This window comes from Pseudoneobacillus rhizolycopersici (assembly GCF_054786815.1).
The window spans coordinates 105541-122466 of sequence record NZ_JBTOOE010000007.1 but is presented as its reverse complement, the minus strand read 5'-3'; the positions used below and the strand labels follow the sequence as shown (position 1 = coordinate 122466).

At 38.3% G+C, this 16926-nt stretch carries 15 protein-coding genes; all 15 read left to right on the top strand.

Features of this window, described 5'->3' with window-relative positions; translation table 11 throughout:
- The first annotated feature begins 88 nt into the window (after nt 1-88).
- The 15 genes from ACX9YW_RS09840 to rpe all read left to right on the top strand — a co-directional run bounded on the left by ACX9YW_RS09840 (nt 89) and on the right by rpe (nt 16832).
- Nucleotides 89-2767: a cation-translocating P-type ATPase gene (locus tag ACX9YW_RS09840; RefSeq protein WP_460345591.1), complete on the top strand. Its 2679-nt coding sequence runs from the start codon at nt 89-91 to the stop codon at nt 2765-2767.
- Nucleotides 2768-2848: 81 nt separating this feature from the next.
- Nucleotides 2849-3724 (top strand): YicC/YloC family endoribonuclease, encoded by an 876-nt coding sequence (locus ACX9YW_RS09835; RefSeq protein ID WP_460345587.1) that lies wholly within the window; start codon nt 2849-2851, stop codon nt 3722-3724.
- A 60-nt stretch (nt 3725-3784) separates the two neighbouring features.
- Complete coding sequence (gene remA, locus ACX9YW_RS09830; RefSeq protein ID WP_460345584.1) at nt 3785-4048, top strand: extracellular matrix/biofilm regulator RemA; 264 nt, start codon at nt 3785-3787, stop codon at nt 4046-4048.
- A gap of 9 nt (nt 4049-4057) precedes the next feature.
- Nucleotides 4058-4672 (top strand): guanylate kinase, encoded by a 615-nt coding sequence (gmk, locus tag ACX9YW_RS09825; RefSeq protein ID WP_460345581.1) that lies wholly within the window; start codon nt 4058-4060, stop codon nt 4670-4672.
- Between the two features lie 2 nt (nt 4673-4674).
- Entirely contained in the window at nt 4675-4887 is a 213-nt protein-coding gene (rpoZ, locus tag ACX9YW_RS09820; RefSeq protein ID WP_460345578.1) for a DNA-directed RNA polymerase subunit omega, read from the top strand.
- Between the two features lie 136 nt (nt 4888-5023).
- A complete protein-coding gene (coaBC, locus tag ACX9YW_RS09815) occupies nt 5024-6232 on the top strand; it encodes a bifunctional phosphopantothenoylcysteine decarboxylase/phosphopantothenate--cysteine ligase CoaBC (RefSeq protein ID WP_460345575.1) in 1209 nt (402 codons plus the stop codon).
- A complete protein-coding gene (gene priA / locus ACX9YW_RS09810) occupies nt 6229-8643 on the top strand; it encodes a primosomal protein N' (protein ID WP_460345573.1) in 2415 nt (804 codons plus the stop codon). Before coaBC ends, priA begins: the two co-directional genes overlap by 4 nt.
- A 66-nt stretch (nt 8644-8709) precedes the next feature.
- Entirely contained in the window at nt 8710-9192 is a 483-nt protein-coding gene (gene def / locus ACX9YW_RS09805) for a peptide deformylase (protein ID WP_460345570.1), read from the top strand.
- Complete coding sequence (gene fmt / locus ACX9YW_RS09800) at nt 9192-10130, top strand: methionyl-tRNA formyltransferase (RefSeq protein WP_460345567.1); 939 nt, start codon at nt 9192-9194, stop codon at nt 10128-10130. Before def ends, fmt begins: the two co-directional genes overlap by 1 nt.
- 4 nt (nt 10131-10134) lie before the next feature.
- Nucleotides 10135-11484 (top strand): 16S rRNA (cytosine(967)-C(5))-methyltransferase RsmB, encoded by a 1350-nt coding sequence (rsmB, locus tag ACX9YW_RS09795; RefSeq protein ID WP_460345564.1) that lies wholly within the window; start codon nt 10135-10137, stop codon nt 11482-11484.
- A gap of 2 nt (nt 11485-11486) precedes the next feature.
- Nucleotides 11487-12572, top strand: coding sequence for a dual-specificity RNA methyltransferase RlmN (rlmN, locus tag ACX9YW_RS09790; RefSeq protein ID WP_460345561.1), 1086 nt, complete (start codon nt 11487-11489; stop codon nt 12570-12572).
- Nucleotides 12573-12576: 4 nt separating this feature from the next.
- A complete protein-coding gene (locus ACX9YW_RS09785; RefSeq protein ID WP_460345558.1) occupies nt 12577-13338 on the top strand; it encodes a Stp1/IreP family PP2C-type Ser/Thr phosphatase in 762 nt (253 codons plus the stop codon).
- Nucleotides 13335-15284 (top strand): Stk1 family PASTA domain-containing Ser/Thr kinase, encoded by a 1950-nt coding sequence (gene pknB / locus ACX9YW_RS09780; RefSeq protein WP_460345555.1) that lies wholly within the window; start codon nt 13335-13337, stop codon nt 15282-15284. The genes ACX9YW_RS09785 and pknB overlap by 4 nt, the downstream gene beginning before the upstream one ends.
- A gap of 18 nt (nt 15285-15302) precedes the next feature.
- Entirely contained in the window at nt 15303-16184 is an 882-nt protein-coding gene (gene rsgA, locus ACX9YW_RS09775) for a ribosome small subunit-dependent GTPase A (protein WP_460345552.1), read from the top strand.
- A 3-nt stretch (nt 16185-16187) separates the two neighbouring features.
- Complete coding sequence (rpe, locus tag ACX9YW_RS09770) at nt 16188-16832, top strand: ribulose-phosphate 3-epimerase (RefSeq protein ID WP_460345549.1); 645 nt, start codon at nt 16188-16190, stop codon at nt 16830-16832.
- Nucleotides 16833-16926: the final 94 nt, after the last annotated feature.

Below are 16926 nucleotides of genomic sequence, written 5' to 3'. Positions count from 1 at the left end.
TTTAGCATTTATTAGGACTTGCCTGAATATGAATTGTAAAAGACAGGGACAAACATGTAAAAAACAAAAGGGGAAGTGAGATAGCGGGATGAAATTCCATGAAATGTCTGAAAAAGATATTGAGAGAGCTTTAGATACCGACTATTCAAGAGGATTATCGGAAGAGCAAGTAGGCCAAAGAATTAAACAACACGGCTTTAACGAATTGCAAGAAGGAGAAAAGCAGTCTGCTATACTTCTATTCTTTAGTCAATTTAAAGATTTTATGGTGTTAGTTCTGCTTGTAGCCACCTTCATTTCTGGTTTACTTGGAGAATATATCGATGCAATTGCCATAATGGCAATCGTTTTTATAAACGGGATACTAGGTTTTTTCCAGGAAAGAAGAGCCGAAAAATCACTCCAGGCGTTAAAAGAACTCTCGGCACCCCAAGTGCATGTTCTTCGGGATGGTACATGGCGCAAATTAGCTTCAAAAGAATTGGTTCCAGGCGATATCATAAAATTTTCGAGCGGTGACCGAATTGGTGCCGATGTTAGACTTATCCAAACAACAAGTTTAGAAATCGAAGAATCAGCCTTAACGGGTGAGTCGGTTCCTGTTCAAAAGCATTCCGAGCGTCTAAGAGCTAAGGACCTTGGGATCGGTGATATGGAAAACACGGCCTTTATGGGTACCATGGTCACAAGAGGAAGTGGCATTGGAGTAGTCATTGCAACGGGTATGAAAACAGCTATGGGGCAAATTGCTGACCTACTACAAAATGCCGAGTCGATGGAAACTCCTTTACAACGTCGTTTAGAGCAACTCGGAAAAATCCTTATACTCACCGCGTTAGTGTTAACTCTTTTAGTTGTTGGAATCGGTGTACTTCAAGGGCATGACCTCTATACAATGTTCTTAGCAGGAGTATCATTAGCTGTTGCTGCTATTCCAGAAGGTTTACCAGCGATCGTAACCGTCGCTCTTTCACTCGGAGTTCAAAAAATGATTAAAAGAAAGGCAATTGTTCGTAAACTACCTGCCGTTGAAACGCTTGGTTGTGCATCAGTCATTTGCTCTGATAAAACTGGAACGATGACACAAAACAAGATGACGGTTACCCATATTTGGATTGGCGGGAAAACCTGGAATGTTTCTGGTGGTGGTTATGAACCATCAGGAAATTTCACAAGTAATAATGAAATCATTGATGTAAAAAAGGAAAAGGCATTACAACAATTACTAATGTTTGGAATTCTGTGCAACCATGCCAACCTAATTCTTAGAGATGGTGAGTATATTTTAGATGGTGATCCAACAGAAGGAGCCCTTTTAGCAAGTGGGATGAAAGCTGGTTTTGAGAGCAGTCATCTTTTAAAGCAATACGAAATTATTAAAGAATTCCCCTTTGATTCTGCCAGAAAAATGATGAGTGTAATTGTTAGAGATAAAGAAGGAAGAGAATTTGTAGTAACAAAGGGTGCTCCTGATGTATTGGTAGGGTTAAGTGAATCCATGTTAGCTCACGGGAAAATCCAGAATATGTCATCAGAAAATCGCTCAATTGCATTAAAAGCTATTGATGAATTAGCTTCTCAAGCCCTTCGAACTATTGCGATCGGATATAAACCGCTTACAGGTAATGTGTCGTCAATAACTGAAAAAGAGGCAGAAAAAGATTTAATCTTTATCGGACTTCAAGGTATGATTGACCCACCTAGACCAGAAGTGAAGGAAGCAGTTAAGGAATGTAAGGCTGCTGGTATTAAGACGATAATGATCACGGGGGATCATGTCATTACAGCAAAAGCGATTGCCAAACAACTAGGAATATTAACCGCCAACAGTAAAGTGATTGATGGCAAAGCATTATCTGATATGACGGTTAACGAATTGGAAGAAGTGGTTGATAATGTTTCTGTTTTTGCCCGAGTTTCCCCAGAACATAAGCTAAAAATCGTAAAGGCATTACAAAATCGCGGTCATATCGTTGCAATGACCGGTGATGGGGTTAACGATGCCCCAGCAATAAAAGCAGCGGATATTGGAGTTGCCATGGGGATTACTGGTACAGATGTGGCTAAAGAAGCATCTGCATTAGTACTGTTGGATGACAATTTTGCTACAATTAAAGCCGCTATTGAGGAAGGACGTAATATTTACGAGAATATTCGTAAATTTATTCGATATCTCTTGGCCTCGAATGTCGGTGAAATTTTAGTGATGCTCTTTGCAATGATTTTAGGACTGCCATTACCTTTAGTTCCAATCCAAATACTATGGGTGAACCTCGTAACTGATGGGTTACCTGCGATGGCTTTAGGATTAGATAAACCAGAAGATAATGTCATGAAGCGGGGACCAAGACATCCTAAAGAAGGAGTTTTTGCAAGAGGTCTTGCCTGGAAGGTTGTTTCAAGAGGGTTTTTAATTGGGATAATGACCTTGATTGCTTTTATCGTCGTCTATCATCGAGATCCAGACAACCTTATTTACGCACAAACGATTGCCTTTGTCACTTTAGTCATGGCCCAATTAATCCATGTCTTTGACTGCCGTAGTGAAAAGTCGATTTTGTCACGTAATCCATTTGGAAATCCGTACTTAGTTTGGTCGGTTATTTCTTCCATTATTTTAATTTTAATTGTGGTTTATTACCCACCACTTCAGCCGATTTTCCATACCGTCCCAATTGAGCCGAGAGATTGGATGTTGGTATTGGGATTAGCAGCAGTTCCAACTTTTTTATTGGCTGGCTCATTTTTGGCAAGAAAAACTAAATAATTTGTGTTATAATCCAAAAGGTAGTAGAGTGGACTCTACTGCCTTTTATAATTTCATTTCAGACTGGATGTGGTTGTTTAAATGGTAAAGAGTATGACAGGATTTGGCCGAAGTCACAGGGAGTCAAATGATTTTTCGCTAATAGTTGAGATTAAAACTGTCAATCACCGTTTTTGTGAATACCACATTCGAATGCCTAGGCAGTTATTAAAAATGGAAGAAAAAATAAAAAAACAGATAGGTGAGTATATACATCGGGGGAGAGTGGAGGTTTTTGTCACAGTCTCCGGAAATGGTGCTATTCATCGAAAAGTTACTATTGATTGGCCCCTGCTTGAGGAATATTATCAATACATATTAAAAATTAAAGAAAAATATCATCTTAACTCAGAAATTACGGTGCAAGAACTGTTGGAACGTCAAGAATGGTTGCAAGTTGAAGAAGTTGAGTCAGGTAATGAAGAACTAGAAAGACTTTTTAGCATAACGGTTAATGAAGCTGTTGAGCAATTAATGGCAATGAGGGTTACAGAGGGAAAAGAACTGGAGCTAGATATTCGTAAGCAATTATTGGTTCTTGAGGAAACGATTAACAAAGTAAGGACTTATGCACCGTTAGTGGCTCGTGGGTATCAAGAACGTCTGAATAAACGGTTGCAGGATTTTACGGCAGGTGTTTTGGATGAACAACGTGTCATAACTGAAGTTGCCATCTTTGCTGATAAGGCCGATATTAACGAGGAATTAACGAGATTACAAAGTCATATTCGTCAATTTTTCGAGACTTTACTAGAGCCAGATCCGATCGGTCGGAAGTTAGATTTCTTAATTCAAGAAATGAACCGCGAAGTAAATACGATTGGTTCTAAAGCAAATGATTCAAACATTGCTAAAGAAGTGGTAGAAATGAAAAGCTTACTCGAAAAATTAAAAGAGCAAAGTCAAAATATTGAATAATACCGTTTAGATAAAAAGAATGACGGTGACAATATAGTAGAGAACTTGGGGGATAAGGGAATGTCGATTAAATTAATCAATATTGGCTTTGGTAATATTGTATCAGCCAATCGTATAATTGGGATAGTAAGTCCGGAGTCTGCACCGATTAAAAGGATAATACAGGATGCCCGTGATCGTGGTTCCCTTATTGATGCCACCTATGGAAGAAAAACTAGAGCTGTTATCGTGATGGATTCTGACCATGTAATTCTGTCAGCTGTACAACCTGAAACAGTAGCTGCACGACTTAATGATCGCGATGACATAATCGATGAAGGGTAGGATTTTTTCATGCAAGAAAAAGGGTTATTAATTGTATTATCAGGACCATCTGGTGTAGGAAAAGGAACTGTTAGAAAGGCGATATTTTCACAACCGGATACTGATTTTAAATATTCCATTTCAATGACCACGAGAAATCCTCGTGAAGGAGAAGTAGATGGGGTTGATTACTTCTTTAAATCACGCGAGGAATTTGAGGAATTGATTAAACAGGATAGATTGCTGGAATATGCCGAGTTTGTAGGAAATTATTATGGGACCCCTGTAGACTATGTTCAAGAAACATTAAATTCAGGTAAGGATGTATTTTTGGAAATAGAAGTAAAAGGTGCTAGACAGGTAAGAGAAAAGTTCCCAGAAGGGTTATTTATCTTTTTAATGCCGCCTAGTTTAAGTGAATTAAAGAATCGCATTGTTACACGAGGTACAGAGACTGAAGACTTAATTACAAATCGTTTACTGACTGCCCGTGAAGAAATTGAGATGATCGATCTCTATGATTATGTTGTCGAAAATGACCATGTCGATCTTGCATGTGATCGAATTAATGCGATTGTGAAGGCGGAACATTGTCGTCGTGAACGAGTAGAACATCGTTACAAAAAATTATTGGAGGTTGAATAATTATGTTATATCCATCTATTGACTCATTGTTAACAAAAATTGATTCAAAGTATTCTTTAGTTACAGTTGCTTCAAGGAGAGCAAGAAAAATGCAACTTGAGGGAAATCCAAAACTTCTAAAGTATGTATCCCATAAATATGTAGGGAAGGCACTTGAAGAAATTCATGCTGATGAATTAATCATGGTTAGAAAAGATACGACTCACGGTGAGTAACTCATTCATATTTTTTAAACTATAACAACCTATCACCATTAGGTTGTTATTTTTGTGAAGTTCATTCTTACTTATTTTTAATAAAAGTAAATAGACACCAATCAAATCAAAGCAAAAAGAATATGGAGGGATTTGCATGTTAAATAAAAAAATCCTATTATGCGTCACCGGTGGAATAGCTGTTTATAAGGCTGTCGCTTTAACAAGTAAATTAACTCAAGCAGGTTATGAAGTTAAAGTCATTTTAAGTGAATCTGCCACGAAATTTGTAACTCCACTAAGTTTTCAGGCGCTATCCCGAAATTTTGTCTATACCGATACCTTTGAAGAAACCAATCCAAAGGTAATTGCCCATATTGATTTAGCTGACTGGGCAGATTTAGTGCTTGTTGCACCAGCAACAGCCAATTTGATAGGAAAACTGGCAAATGGGATTGCTGATGATATGATTACAACGACGCTTTTAGCTACAACAGCACCTGTTTGGATTGCTCCGGCAATGAATGTACATATGTACGAACATCCAAGCGTAAAAAGAAATATTAGTAGCCTAGCTGAAATGGGCTATGCCTTTATTGAACCGAATGAAGGATTCCTGGCCTGTGGATATGTCGGAAAAGGTAGATTAGAAGAACCAGAAATAATTGTTGAAACGATTAGAACTTATTTTAACAGTAGTAAAAACAAGATTCTAGATGAAAAAAGGATCATTATTACCGCTGGCCCGACACGAGAAAAAATCGACCCAGTGCGTTATATTACAAACCATTCCAGTGGGAAAATGGGTTATGCACTTGCGGATGTAGCCCAAAAAATGGGAGCAGAAGTTTTTTTAGTTTCAGGTCCTGTCCATCTTGAACGACCTAAAGGGGTTCATTTTATACCAGTTGAAAGTGCTGAAGATATGTACAACGAGGTAATCAGTCGTTTCACTGAGGCAGATATTGTCATCAAAACAGCTGCTGTCGCTGATTATCGTCCAAAACATCCTGCTGATCAAAAAATTAAAAAGCAGCCAGGTGAAGAAGTATTAGAACTAGTCCGGACAAAGGATATTCTGATGGAACTTGGCAAAAGAAAGAAGAAACAATTTCTTGTTGGTTTTGCTGCAGAAACAAATCAGGTTGAAGATTATGCGAAAGAAAAACTAGTCAAAAAAAATGCTGATATGATTGTTGCAAATGATGTATTAGCAGAAGGGGCTGGGTTTGGAACTGATACGAATATCGTAACCATTGTAAAAAAATCAGCAGAGCCAATTAGATTGCCGAAATTATCAAAAAAGGAAGTTGCAAAGGAAATTTTAACCGAAATCGCTCAAATGATAAAGGAAGAACAGGCATGAACATCGCCAGTGTGATTGTTGATGTCCCTGCCCGTCAAACGGATAAGACATTTGATTACTTAATACCTGAGAAATATATCGGAAGTATTCGACCTGGAATGAGAATCGTGGTTCCATTTGGTCCACGTAAAATCCAAGGATTTGTCGTAGAGGTTAAATCCGCCTCAGATGTTTCCAAACTAAAGGAAATTGACGAACCAATGGACCTTTATCCCGTGCTAACACCAGAATTATTAAATTTAGGCGATTGGTTAGCAGAAAAAACCTTATGTTTCAAAATTTCAGGGTTACTAGCCATGTTACCCGCAGCTTTAAAAGCAAAATATACAAAAAAGCTAGTGCTTGCAAAAGGTGTAGATGTAGGGGGAATATCTTTTATACTACAGCCTTTTTTCCAAGATACACGTGAGTTAGCATGGGATGATGCGGTTGCAAATGGAATTCTGACTGAGATTCAATATGAGGCAAACAATCAAAAGATTGATGTTATATATGAAGTAAAGGAACGCATTCATAAAAAAAAGGTTAAACAAATATTACCTATTACAACAATTGAAGGGTTGCGACTAGAAAAAGAAAAAATACCTGTAAGGGCAAAAAAACAACATGAAATAATCGATTATTTTATTAATCACCATGCACCTATTGATTTAAAATTGCTTTTAGCAGAGTTGAATATATCACATAGCACTGTTTCAGGATTAATAGAAAAAAACATTCTATCCGAAAATGAAGTAGAAGTTTACCGTGACCCATTTGTGAATCGACATTTTCCTCGGACTTCACCATTACCACTAACGGAAGCGCAGCAAAATGTCATCAATCCTATTTGGAATACAATCAAAAATGATGACCATCAAGTGTTTTTACTATACGGTGTGACAGGAAGTGGAAAGACAGAAGTTTATCTTCAATCGATTCAAGCTGTGTTAGAAAAAGGGAAAGAAGCGATTGTTCTTGTTCCGGAAATCTCCTTAACTCCCCAAATGGTCAATCGTTTTAAAGGCCGTTTCGGTAATCAAGTAGCGGTTCTCCATAGTGGACTATCAGCAGGGGAGAAGTATGATGAGTGGCGGAAAATTCATCGTAAAGAAGTTTCCGTTGTGGTTGGTGCAAGATCGGCTATCTTTGCGCCATTTGAGAATATTGGTATTATTATTATTGATGAAGAGCATGAGACAAGCTATAAGCAAGAGGAATCGCCGAGATACCATGCTCGTGATGTTGCGATTAAAAGAGCTGAATATTTTTCTTGTCCTGTTATTTTGGGTAGTGCTACACCTTCGCTAGAGTCTTTTGCCCGGGCTAAAAAAGGAGTCTATCAATTATTAACGCTTGCATCGAGAATGAATAACCAGTCGTTACCGGCGGTTGATATTGTTGATATGAGAGAGGAATTACGAGATGGCAATCGCTCGATGTTTTCCAAATTACTTTTTGAAAAAATGAAAGACCGGCTCCAAAAGGGACAACAAATTGTTTTGTTTTTAAACAAACGAGGTCATTCGTCGTTTGTGATGTGTCGAGATTGCGGATATGTCGTTAACTGTCCTCATTGTGATATTTCGTTGACCTATCATCGTAGCCAACAAAGAATGAAATGCCATTATTGTGGACATGAAGATTATGTACCGAGAAATTGTCCGGAGTGCCAAAGTGAATATATTCGTTATTTTGGAACCGGGACCCAGAAGGTAGAAGAAGAGTTAGGTAAGGTTTTACCTGAAGCACGTGTGATTAGAATGGATGTTGATACGACTAGTCGAAAAGGAGCACATGAGAAATTATTAGATGCTTTTCAGAATCATAAGGCAGATATTTTACTTGGCACACAAATGATTGCCAAGGGACTAGATTTTCCTAATATCACTTTAGTTGGGGTATTAACTGCCGATACGATGCTGCATTTACCGGATTTTCGTTCCTCAGAAAAGACTTTTCAACTGCTTACGCAGGTAAGTGGACGCGCTGGTCGACATGAGTTGCCTGGGGAAGTAGTAATTCAAACATATTCACCCGAACACTATAGCATCGAATTATCGGGAAACCATAATTACGACCAATTCTATCAATATGAAATGATGGTTAGAAAAACCCATTCTTATCCACCATTTTATTATTTATCATTAGTAACTGTTACCCATGAAGATTTAATGAAGGTAGTATCGGTTACAGATAAGATTACCAGTTATTTAAAGAGGAAACTCTCCAAACAAGCCATTATTCTTGGTCCGGTAGCCTCACCGCTCGCTAGAATCAATAATAGATATCGCTATCAATGTTTGATAAAATATAAAAATGAACCAGAACTTTCCAATGCTTTAAGGGCCATATTAAATCAGTATCAACAGGAAATGACTTCAACAGGTCTACAGATTATCGTTGATTTAAATCCTTATATTTTAATGTAATGGTTATAATAAATTAGTTTATGTAAAAAATGAATTCAACTAGAAACGAGTTTTGGAGGAAATACTTTGGCTGTTCGAAAAATAGTACTGCACCCCAGTGAAATACTGGAAGTTAAGTGCAAAGAAGTCAAGACATTTGATAAGAAATTAGTGAAAATATTAAACGATATGTATGATACCATGATTGAATTTGATGGGGTTGGTCTTGCTGCTCCTCAAATTAATTTGGATTGGCAAATTGCCATCGTTGATATTGGGGATGAAACGGGAACAATAGAAATGATTAATCCGGAAATTATTGATTATTCAGGGGAGCAAACAGGACCTGAAGGCTGTTTAAGTTTTCCAGACCTATATGGAGAGGTAACAAGGCCCTATCGAGTTAAAATAAAAGCACAAGATCGCAAAGGGAAATTTTATACTCTCGAAGCTGAGGAATTCCTAGCACGAGCCATTCAGCATGAAATCGATCATCTGAACGGAATATTATTTACATCAAAAGTTTCACATTATCTAACAGAAGAAGAACTAGCAGGGAGTGAAGAGTAATGACAAAAATCATTTTTATGGGAACACCGGATTTTTCAGTTCCGATTCTAAGAAGGCTGATTACAGATGGCTATGACGTGATAGCTGTTGTTACTCAACCTGATCGCCCTGTAGGTCGAAAGAAAATATTGACAGCACCCCCTATTAAGGTTGAGGCAGTAGCAAACAAAATTCCTGTTCTTCAGCCTGAAAAAATCCGGCAACGGGAAGAACTGGACAAGATTCTCTCATTACAGCCAGATATGATTGTAACAGCTGCCTTTGGACAAATTTTGCCAAAAGAATTATTGGACGCTCCCCAATTTGGCTGTATTAATGTCCATGCAAGCCTTTTGCCTGAATTAAGAGGTGGAGCGCCGATTCATTATTCGATTATTCAAGGTAAAAAAGAAACAGGTATTACCATCATGTATATGGCGGAAAAATTAGATGCAGGTGATATATTAACGAGCGTTAGTGTTCCAATTGAGGAGAACGACCATGTTGGATCCCTCCATGACAAGCTTAGTGTAGCAGGAGCCAATCTTCTCTCTGAAACATTGCCAAAATTAATCAAAGGTCAGCTCTCGGGGATTCAACAAGATGAGAGTCTTGCAACTTTTGCCCCGAACATTAAACGGGAACAGGAAAAAATCAATTGGTCTAAATCTGGTGAGGACTTATACAATCAAATCCGAGGGTTACATCCGTGGCCAGTTGCCTATACCGAATTAGACGGCGATGTGATGAAAGTTTGGTGGGGCGAGAAATATTCAACTGAAATAATAGCTGAACCGGGGACAATTATCAGTCTTGAGGATGATGGGATTGTTGTCCAAACCGGCAATCAAACAGCGATAAAAATAACCGAACTACAACCCTCAGGGAAGAAGAAAATGTCGGCAGTACAATTTTTAAGAGGTAGTAATAATCAAATTTTAGGAAAAAGATTAAGTTAAGGCAATGGTAAACAAAATGAAAAATGTCCGTGAAACCGCGTTAGAATTACTAGAAACAATAGAAAAAAATCAATCCTACAGCAATTTGATTCTACATCATGCGATAGAAAAAAATCAGGTGCCCAAACGAGATGTTGGATTATTAACAGAGTTAGTATATGGTACATTGCAAAGGAAAATGACCCTTGACTATTATTTAGCTCCGTTTTTAAAAAATCCTAAAAAACTGGAAAAATGGGTTGTCCATTTATTAAGGCTAACGCTCTATCAAATTGAATTTTTAAATAAAGTACCCGACCATGCGGCCATTTATGAAGCGGTAGAAATTGCCAAAAAGCGTGGACATAAGGGGATATCCAGTTTGGTAAATGGAGTTCTTCGGTCCATCCAGCGAGAAGGATTGCCATCCATCAACGAAATTAATGATCCAATCGAGCGGATTGCTATTGAAACAAGCCACCCTTATTGGCTGGTGAATCGTTGGGTAGGACAATTCGGACCTATAAAAACGAAGGAAATGTGTGAATTAAATTTAACAGCACCAACACAAACAGCTCGCGTAAACCTTACGCGTATTGCCAGAGAAGAACTTTTAATTAGTTTAAGGGAAGAAGGATTTTCAGTAGAACCTAGTGCAATTATCCCAGAATCAGTCCACTGCTTACAGGGAAATCTTGCTTCCTCACAAGCTTTTAAGAACGGACTACTAACAATCCAGGATGAAAGTTCTATGTTGGTTGCCTATGCCCTTGGTTTAAAAGAAAATGAGATCATCCTCGATGCCTGCGCAGCACCGGGAGGAAAGTCGACCCATATTGCTGAGAAACTACATGGGACGGGTTCTGTTTTTTCTTTTGATCTCCATGAACATAAAGTAAAACTAATAAAGGATAATGCAAGTCGGTTAGGATTAGGAAATGTTACAGCACAGGCTTTAGATAGTCGGAAACTTGGAGAACATTTAGAGGATGTTGAATTCGATCGAATTTTATTAGATGCCCCATGTTCTGGATTAGGGGTCATGCGTCGGAAACCGGATATCAAATATACAAAAAGGGAAGAAGACTTAGCTAGACTCCAGTCCATTCAATTAGATTTATTACAAGCTGTTTCGCGTATTTTAAAAAAAGATGGTATTCTAATATATAGTACATGTACAGTCGATCAAGAGGAAAATGAAACAGTCATTCGAACTTTTTTAGAAAATAATCCAAATTTCGAAGGCGATCTAACCTGGAGAGATAGGATGCCTGCTGCGGTCCAACCTCTCATAGAAGGTTATGATTTGCAAATTTTCCCTCAGGATTTTGGGTCAGACGGATTTTATATTGCTTGTATACGAAAGAAGGTGTAACGATGGAAAAGACAACAGTGAATCAATCAACAGAGATTGTAGCAAAACCTTCCATCTATTCTCTACAATTAGACGAATTAAAAGCTTGGTTACAGGAGAATGGTGAAAAGCCATTTCGGGCTGAGCAGATTTTTGATTGGCTTTATAAAAAAAGAATTGTTTCCTATGAAGAGATGTCAAACCTATCGAAAGGTTTGAGAGATAAGCTTTCAAATTCCTATTCTTTAACGACATTAAAGACGATTATTCAACAAACTTCTACGGATGGCACCATCAAATTTTTATTTGAGTTACACGATGGGTATTCGATTGAAACAGTTTTAATGCGCCATGATTATGGTAATTCAGTATGTGTGACAACGCAGGTTGGCTGCCGGATTGGTTGTACCTTTTGTGCTTCTACACTTGGCGGTTTAAAACGTCATTTGGAATCTGGAGAGATTGTAGCCCAAGTGGTCAAAGTTCAACAAGCCCTTGATGAGACAAATGAACGGGTTAGCTCAGTAGTTATCATGGGGATTGGCGAACCGTTTGATAATTACGAGAATATGTTAAAGTTTTTGAAAACGATTAATCACGAAAAAGCATTGAACATTGGCGCTCGCCACATCACGGTTTCAACAAGTGGGATTGTACCGAAAATTTATCAGTTTGCTGATGAAAATACGCAAATTAATTTTGCCATTTCCCTTCATGCACCGAATACGGAGATAAGAACGCGATTGATGCCTATTAATAGAGCCTATAGTTTGCCAGAGCTTATGAAAGCTGTTCGCTATTATATTAATAAAACAGGACGCCGGGTCAGCTTTGAGTATGGTCTATTTGGCGGTGTGAACGACCAAGCAGAACATGCAGAAGAATTGGCTAATCTATTGAAGGGTATTAAATGCCATGTCAACTTGATCCCTGTTAATTATGTTCCGGAACGAAACTATGTACGAACACCGAGAAATCAAATATTTGAATTTGAAAAAATATTAAAAAAACATGGCGTTAATGTTACAATTAGACGCGAGCACGGTCATGATATAGATGCAGCATGTGGACAACTTCGTGCAAAGGAGCGGCAAGAGGAGACGAGGTGAAAGGATGAACACAATTTTTAAAACGGATCCGGGGAGAGTACGAATCCTTAACGAAGACGATGGGGGAATCTTCGAAAATCTGGATGGAATTTGCCTTGCTGTTGTAGCGGACGGTATGGGTGGTCATCGAGCAGGTGATGTTGCAAGTCATATGACCATTAACTTTCTTCAAAGGGAATGGCTGGAAACAAAAGATATTGAAACCGCAGAACAAGCGGAAAAATGGTTAAGACAAAAAATAACAGAAATTAATCAACTATTATATTCTTATTCAATTGAACATTCGGAATGTGAAGGAATGGGAACTACCATTATCGCTGCAATTTGTACCGAACAGTTCGTAAGTCTAGCTCATATAGGTGACAGTAGATGTTATCTTTTAAATGAGTCCGGATATAAACAACTAACGGAGGATCATTCATTGGTTTATGAGCTTGTTCGAACTGGTCAAATAACTAGGGAAGATGCCGAACACCATCCACGTAAAAATGTCATCTTAAGGGCACTAGGAACGGAACAAAATGTTGAGATGGATATTTTAACTGTTATTTTTGAACAGGGTGATTTTCTCCTTATTTGTACGGATGGCCTCTCAAATAAAGTCAGTGAACAGGAAATGGTTGACATTCTTTCAAAAACGGAAGATTTAGAAGCCCGTGCACATGAATTTATTCGCCTAGCCAATCTGTATGGTGGAGAAGACAATATTACCTTATGTATTGTTGAGCATACTTCCTCTCTGCAGGAGGGTGGTCATCGGCTATGATTAATGGAAAACGAATAAGCGGTCGATATAAAATCATTGATATGATTGGCGGAGGAGGCATGGCAAATGTCTACCTCGTTCATGATATGATTTTAGACCGTGATGCAGCTTTAAAGATGTTAAGAATGGATTTTGCCAACGATGAAGAATTTATTCGACGCTTTCATCGGGAAGCACAATCAGCAACAAGCTTGGCCCACCCAAATATCGTTAATATTTATGATGTTGGGGAAGAGGATGGTCTATATTATATTGTGATGGAATTCGTAGATGGGCAAACACTGAAACAATACATACAGCAAAATGCCCCGCTACGCGTGGATGAGGCCTTGGAAATTATGAAACAACTGACTTCGGCCATTTCTCATGCACATCAAAACCATATTGTCCATCGCGATATTAAACCACATAATATATTAGTCGATAAAAAAGGTAATGTTAAAATTACTGATTTTGGAATTGCAATGGCTCTAAGTGCTACAAGTATAACCCAAACCAATTCGGTGCTGGGTTCAGTGCATTATCTATCACCAGAACAAGCTAGAGGTGGGTCAGCTAATAAAAAATCAGATATCTATTCCTTAGGAATCGTTTTATTTGAGTTGTTAACTGGAAGACTACCTTTTTCTGGAGAGTCTGCCGTTTCGATTGCCTTAAAGCATCTACAATCGGAAACTCCATCTCCTAAACGATGGAATCCGACAATCCCGCAAAGTGTTGAAAATATAGTTTTAAAAGCTACAGCAAAGGATCCTTTTCACCGTTATAATAGTGTCGAGGAAATGGAAGAAGATTTATTCACTGCGCTAGACCCAGAGCGAATGAATGAACCAAAATTTACGATACCATTAGATGACGAGGCAACGAAAGCGATACCGATTATCACAGCGGAGCGACCTTTTAAAAATTTGGATGAAACAATTGTGGCTACCAAAACACCACCAGTTGAAAAGGTTGTAAACTCTAAACCTGAAAAGAAAAAACGGAAAAAATGGCCGTTTATTTTAGGTTCCGTTGTATTAGTGATTTTATTGGGTATCTTTTCGTTAACAGTGTTACCTTCTTTACTGGGTCCAGATGAAATTGAGGTGCCTGACTTAACGGGGAAAGAGCTAGAAAAGGCAAAATCTGAGCTTGAAAAATTGGGGTTCGAGATAGGCGAAGAAATGCAAATCAACGACGAAAATGTCCCTGAAGGAGCCATTATCAAAACAAACCCTGGGGCAGGGAAAACGGTAAAAGAGGGCTACACGATAGATCTTTATGTTAGTACCGGGAAAAAGACGTTTGAATTATCAGATTATGTTGGCAGGCAATATGATGATGTCTTTCGTTTGCTAGAAAATAAAAATTTTAAGGATATTGAGAATAAACCAGTATATGATTCTAGTGAACCGGGCACCATTTTAGAGCAAGTTCCGGCAGCAAATGAAGAAGTAGTTCCAGAAGAAACGATCATGAAGTTTACGGTAAGTAAAGGACCGGAGTTAATCAAATTAAAGGATTTAACTGGTTTTAATCAAAAAAGTGTCGAAGAATATCAAGCATCTTCTGGTTTAGTTATTGATATGACTCATTTGGAATACAGTGACACAGCTCCAGAGGGAACGGTCATTAATCAGTCACCACCTCCAAATTCAGAGCTAAAAAAAGGTGATACGGTTAAGGTAACCCTCTCTAAAGGAAAGGAAGAGATTCCGCCAAAAACTGTAAAGGTTCCTGTCTTCATCCCTTATGAACCAATGGTGGAAGGGAACCCACAAATGATTCGAATCTATATTGATGATATGAATCGCACGATGACTACTCCAGCTGAAACCTATGCCATTACGGAATCACAGGAGCGAAACATCGAATTATTAATTCCACATGGTAAAAAAGCAGGCTATAAGATTTTTAGGGACGATGTGGTTATTGAGGAAGAAGAAGTAGATTATCCGGATTAATAAGTAAGGAGCGTTGCTATGCCTGAAGGGAAGATTCTTAAAGCGTTAAGTGGGTTTTATTATGTGATCAATCAGGAAGAAATTATTCAATGTCGTGGCCGTGGAGTTTTTCGCAAAAATAAAGTGACTCCTCTTGTTGGAGATGAGGTTGTTTTCCAGGCTGAAAATGAGAGTGAAGGATATATTCTAGAAATTAAAGAGCGTAGAAATGAACTTGTCCGACCACCAATTGCGAATGTTGATCAAGCTCTACTTGTTTTTTCAGCTGTCGAACCCGCCTTCAGTGCATCATTGCTTAACCGATTTCTTGTTTTAGTTGAGTTTAATAATATCCGTCCATTAATCGTTATGACGAAAATGGATTTAACGAATGAGGAAGAAAGGGCTTTAATCGAAAAGTATGCACAGGATTATCGAGAGATCGGATATGAGGTATTGCTAACCTCTTCCGAAACAGAAGATGGATTAGCAGAGTTAAACCCTCATTTAGATGGGAAAATTTCCGTTTTTGCCGGTCAATCTGGTGTAGGCAAGTCATCGTTATTAAACGCTTTGAAACCTGATTTAGAGTTAAAGACAGATATCATTTCCTCTCATTTAGGCAGGGGAAAACATACAACCAGACATGTAGAACTGATTAAAGTGGCAGGTGGATTAGTAGCGGACACACCGGGTTTCAGTTCTTTGGAATTTCTTGAGATTGAACAAGAAGATTTAAATTACTGTTTCCCGGAGTTTTTACGGATGAGCGAAAATTGTAAGTTTAGAGGTTGTAAACATTTATCAGAACCTAAATGTGCGGTTAAAGCAGCGGTACTTGAAGGCAGCATTGCAGAGTATCGATACAATGATTATAAAGAATTTATTCAAGAAATTAAAGAGCGAAAGCCGAGGTACTAAAATATGGTTAAGATAGCACCTTCAATTCTTTCAGCCGATTTCGCTAGGCTTGGTGAAGAAATAAAAGATGTAGAAAAAGGCGGGGCTGATTACATTCATGTAGATGTGATGGATGGTCATTTTGTTCCAAATATTACAATTGGTCCTCTAATTGTTGAAGCAATAAGACCGATTACCAAATTACCTCTTGATGTACATTTAATGATTGAAAATCCAGACCAGTATATTGAAGTGTTTGCAAAAGCCGGGGCCGATTATCTAACCGTACATGTGGAAACATGCCGACATTTACATCGGACGATCCAGCTGATTAAATCATATGGAGTTAAAGCTGGAGTAGTTTTGAATCCCGCCACGCCTATTGATTCCATTAAGCATATTTTAGGTGACATTGATATGGTTCTACTCATGTCAGTTAATCCTGGATTTGGCGGGCAAGCATTTATCCCAGAAGTCATTTCGAAAATTAAACAGGTACGAAAGATGATTGAAGATAAAGGGTTGGATGTTGAAATTGAAATTGATGGTGGGGTAAATGAAGAAACAGCAAAACTCTGTATCGAAGCTGGAGCGACGGTATTAGTCGCAGGTTCCGCCATCTATAATCAATTGGATAGAAGTAAGGCCATCGCAAACTTAAGAGGATAATGACAAAAGCGAAAACGGATGCATAGCCACGTATGACTGGGCGGTGTAGCTTGACGTTAAGAAAGATTAAAAGACTAACCTCAAAAAGGTTAGT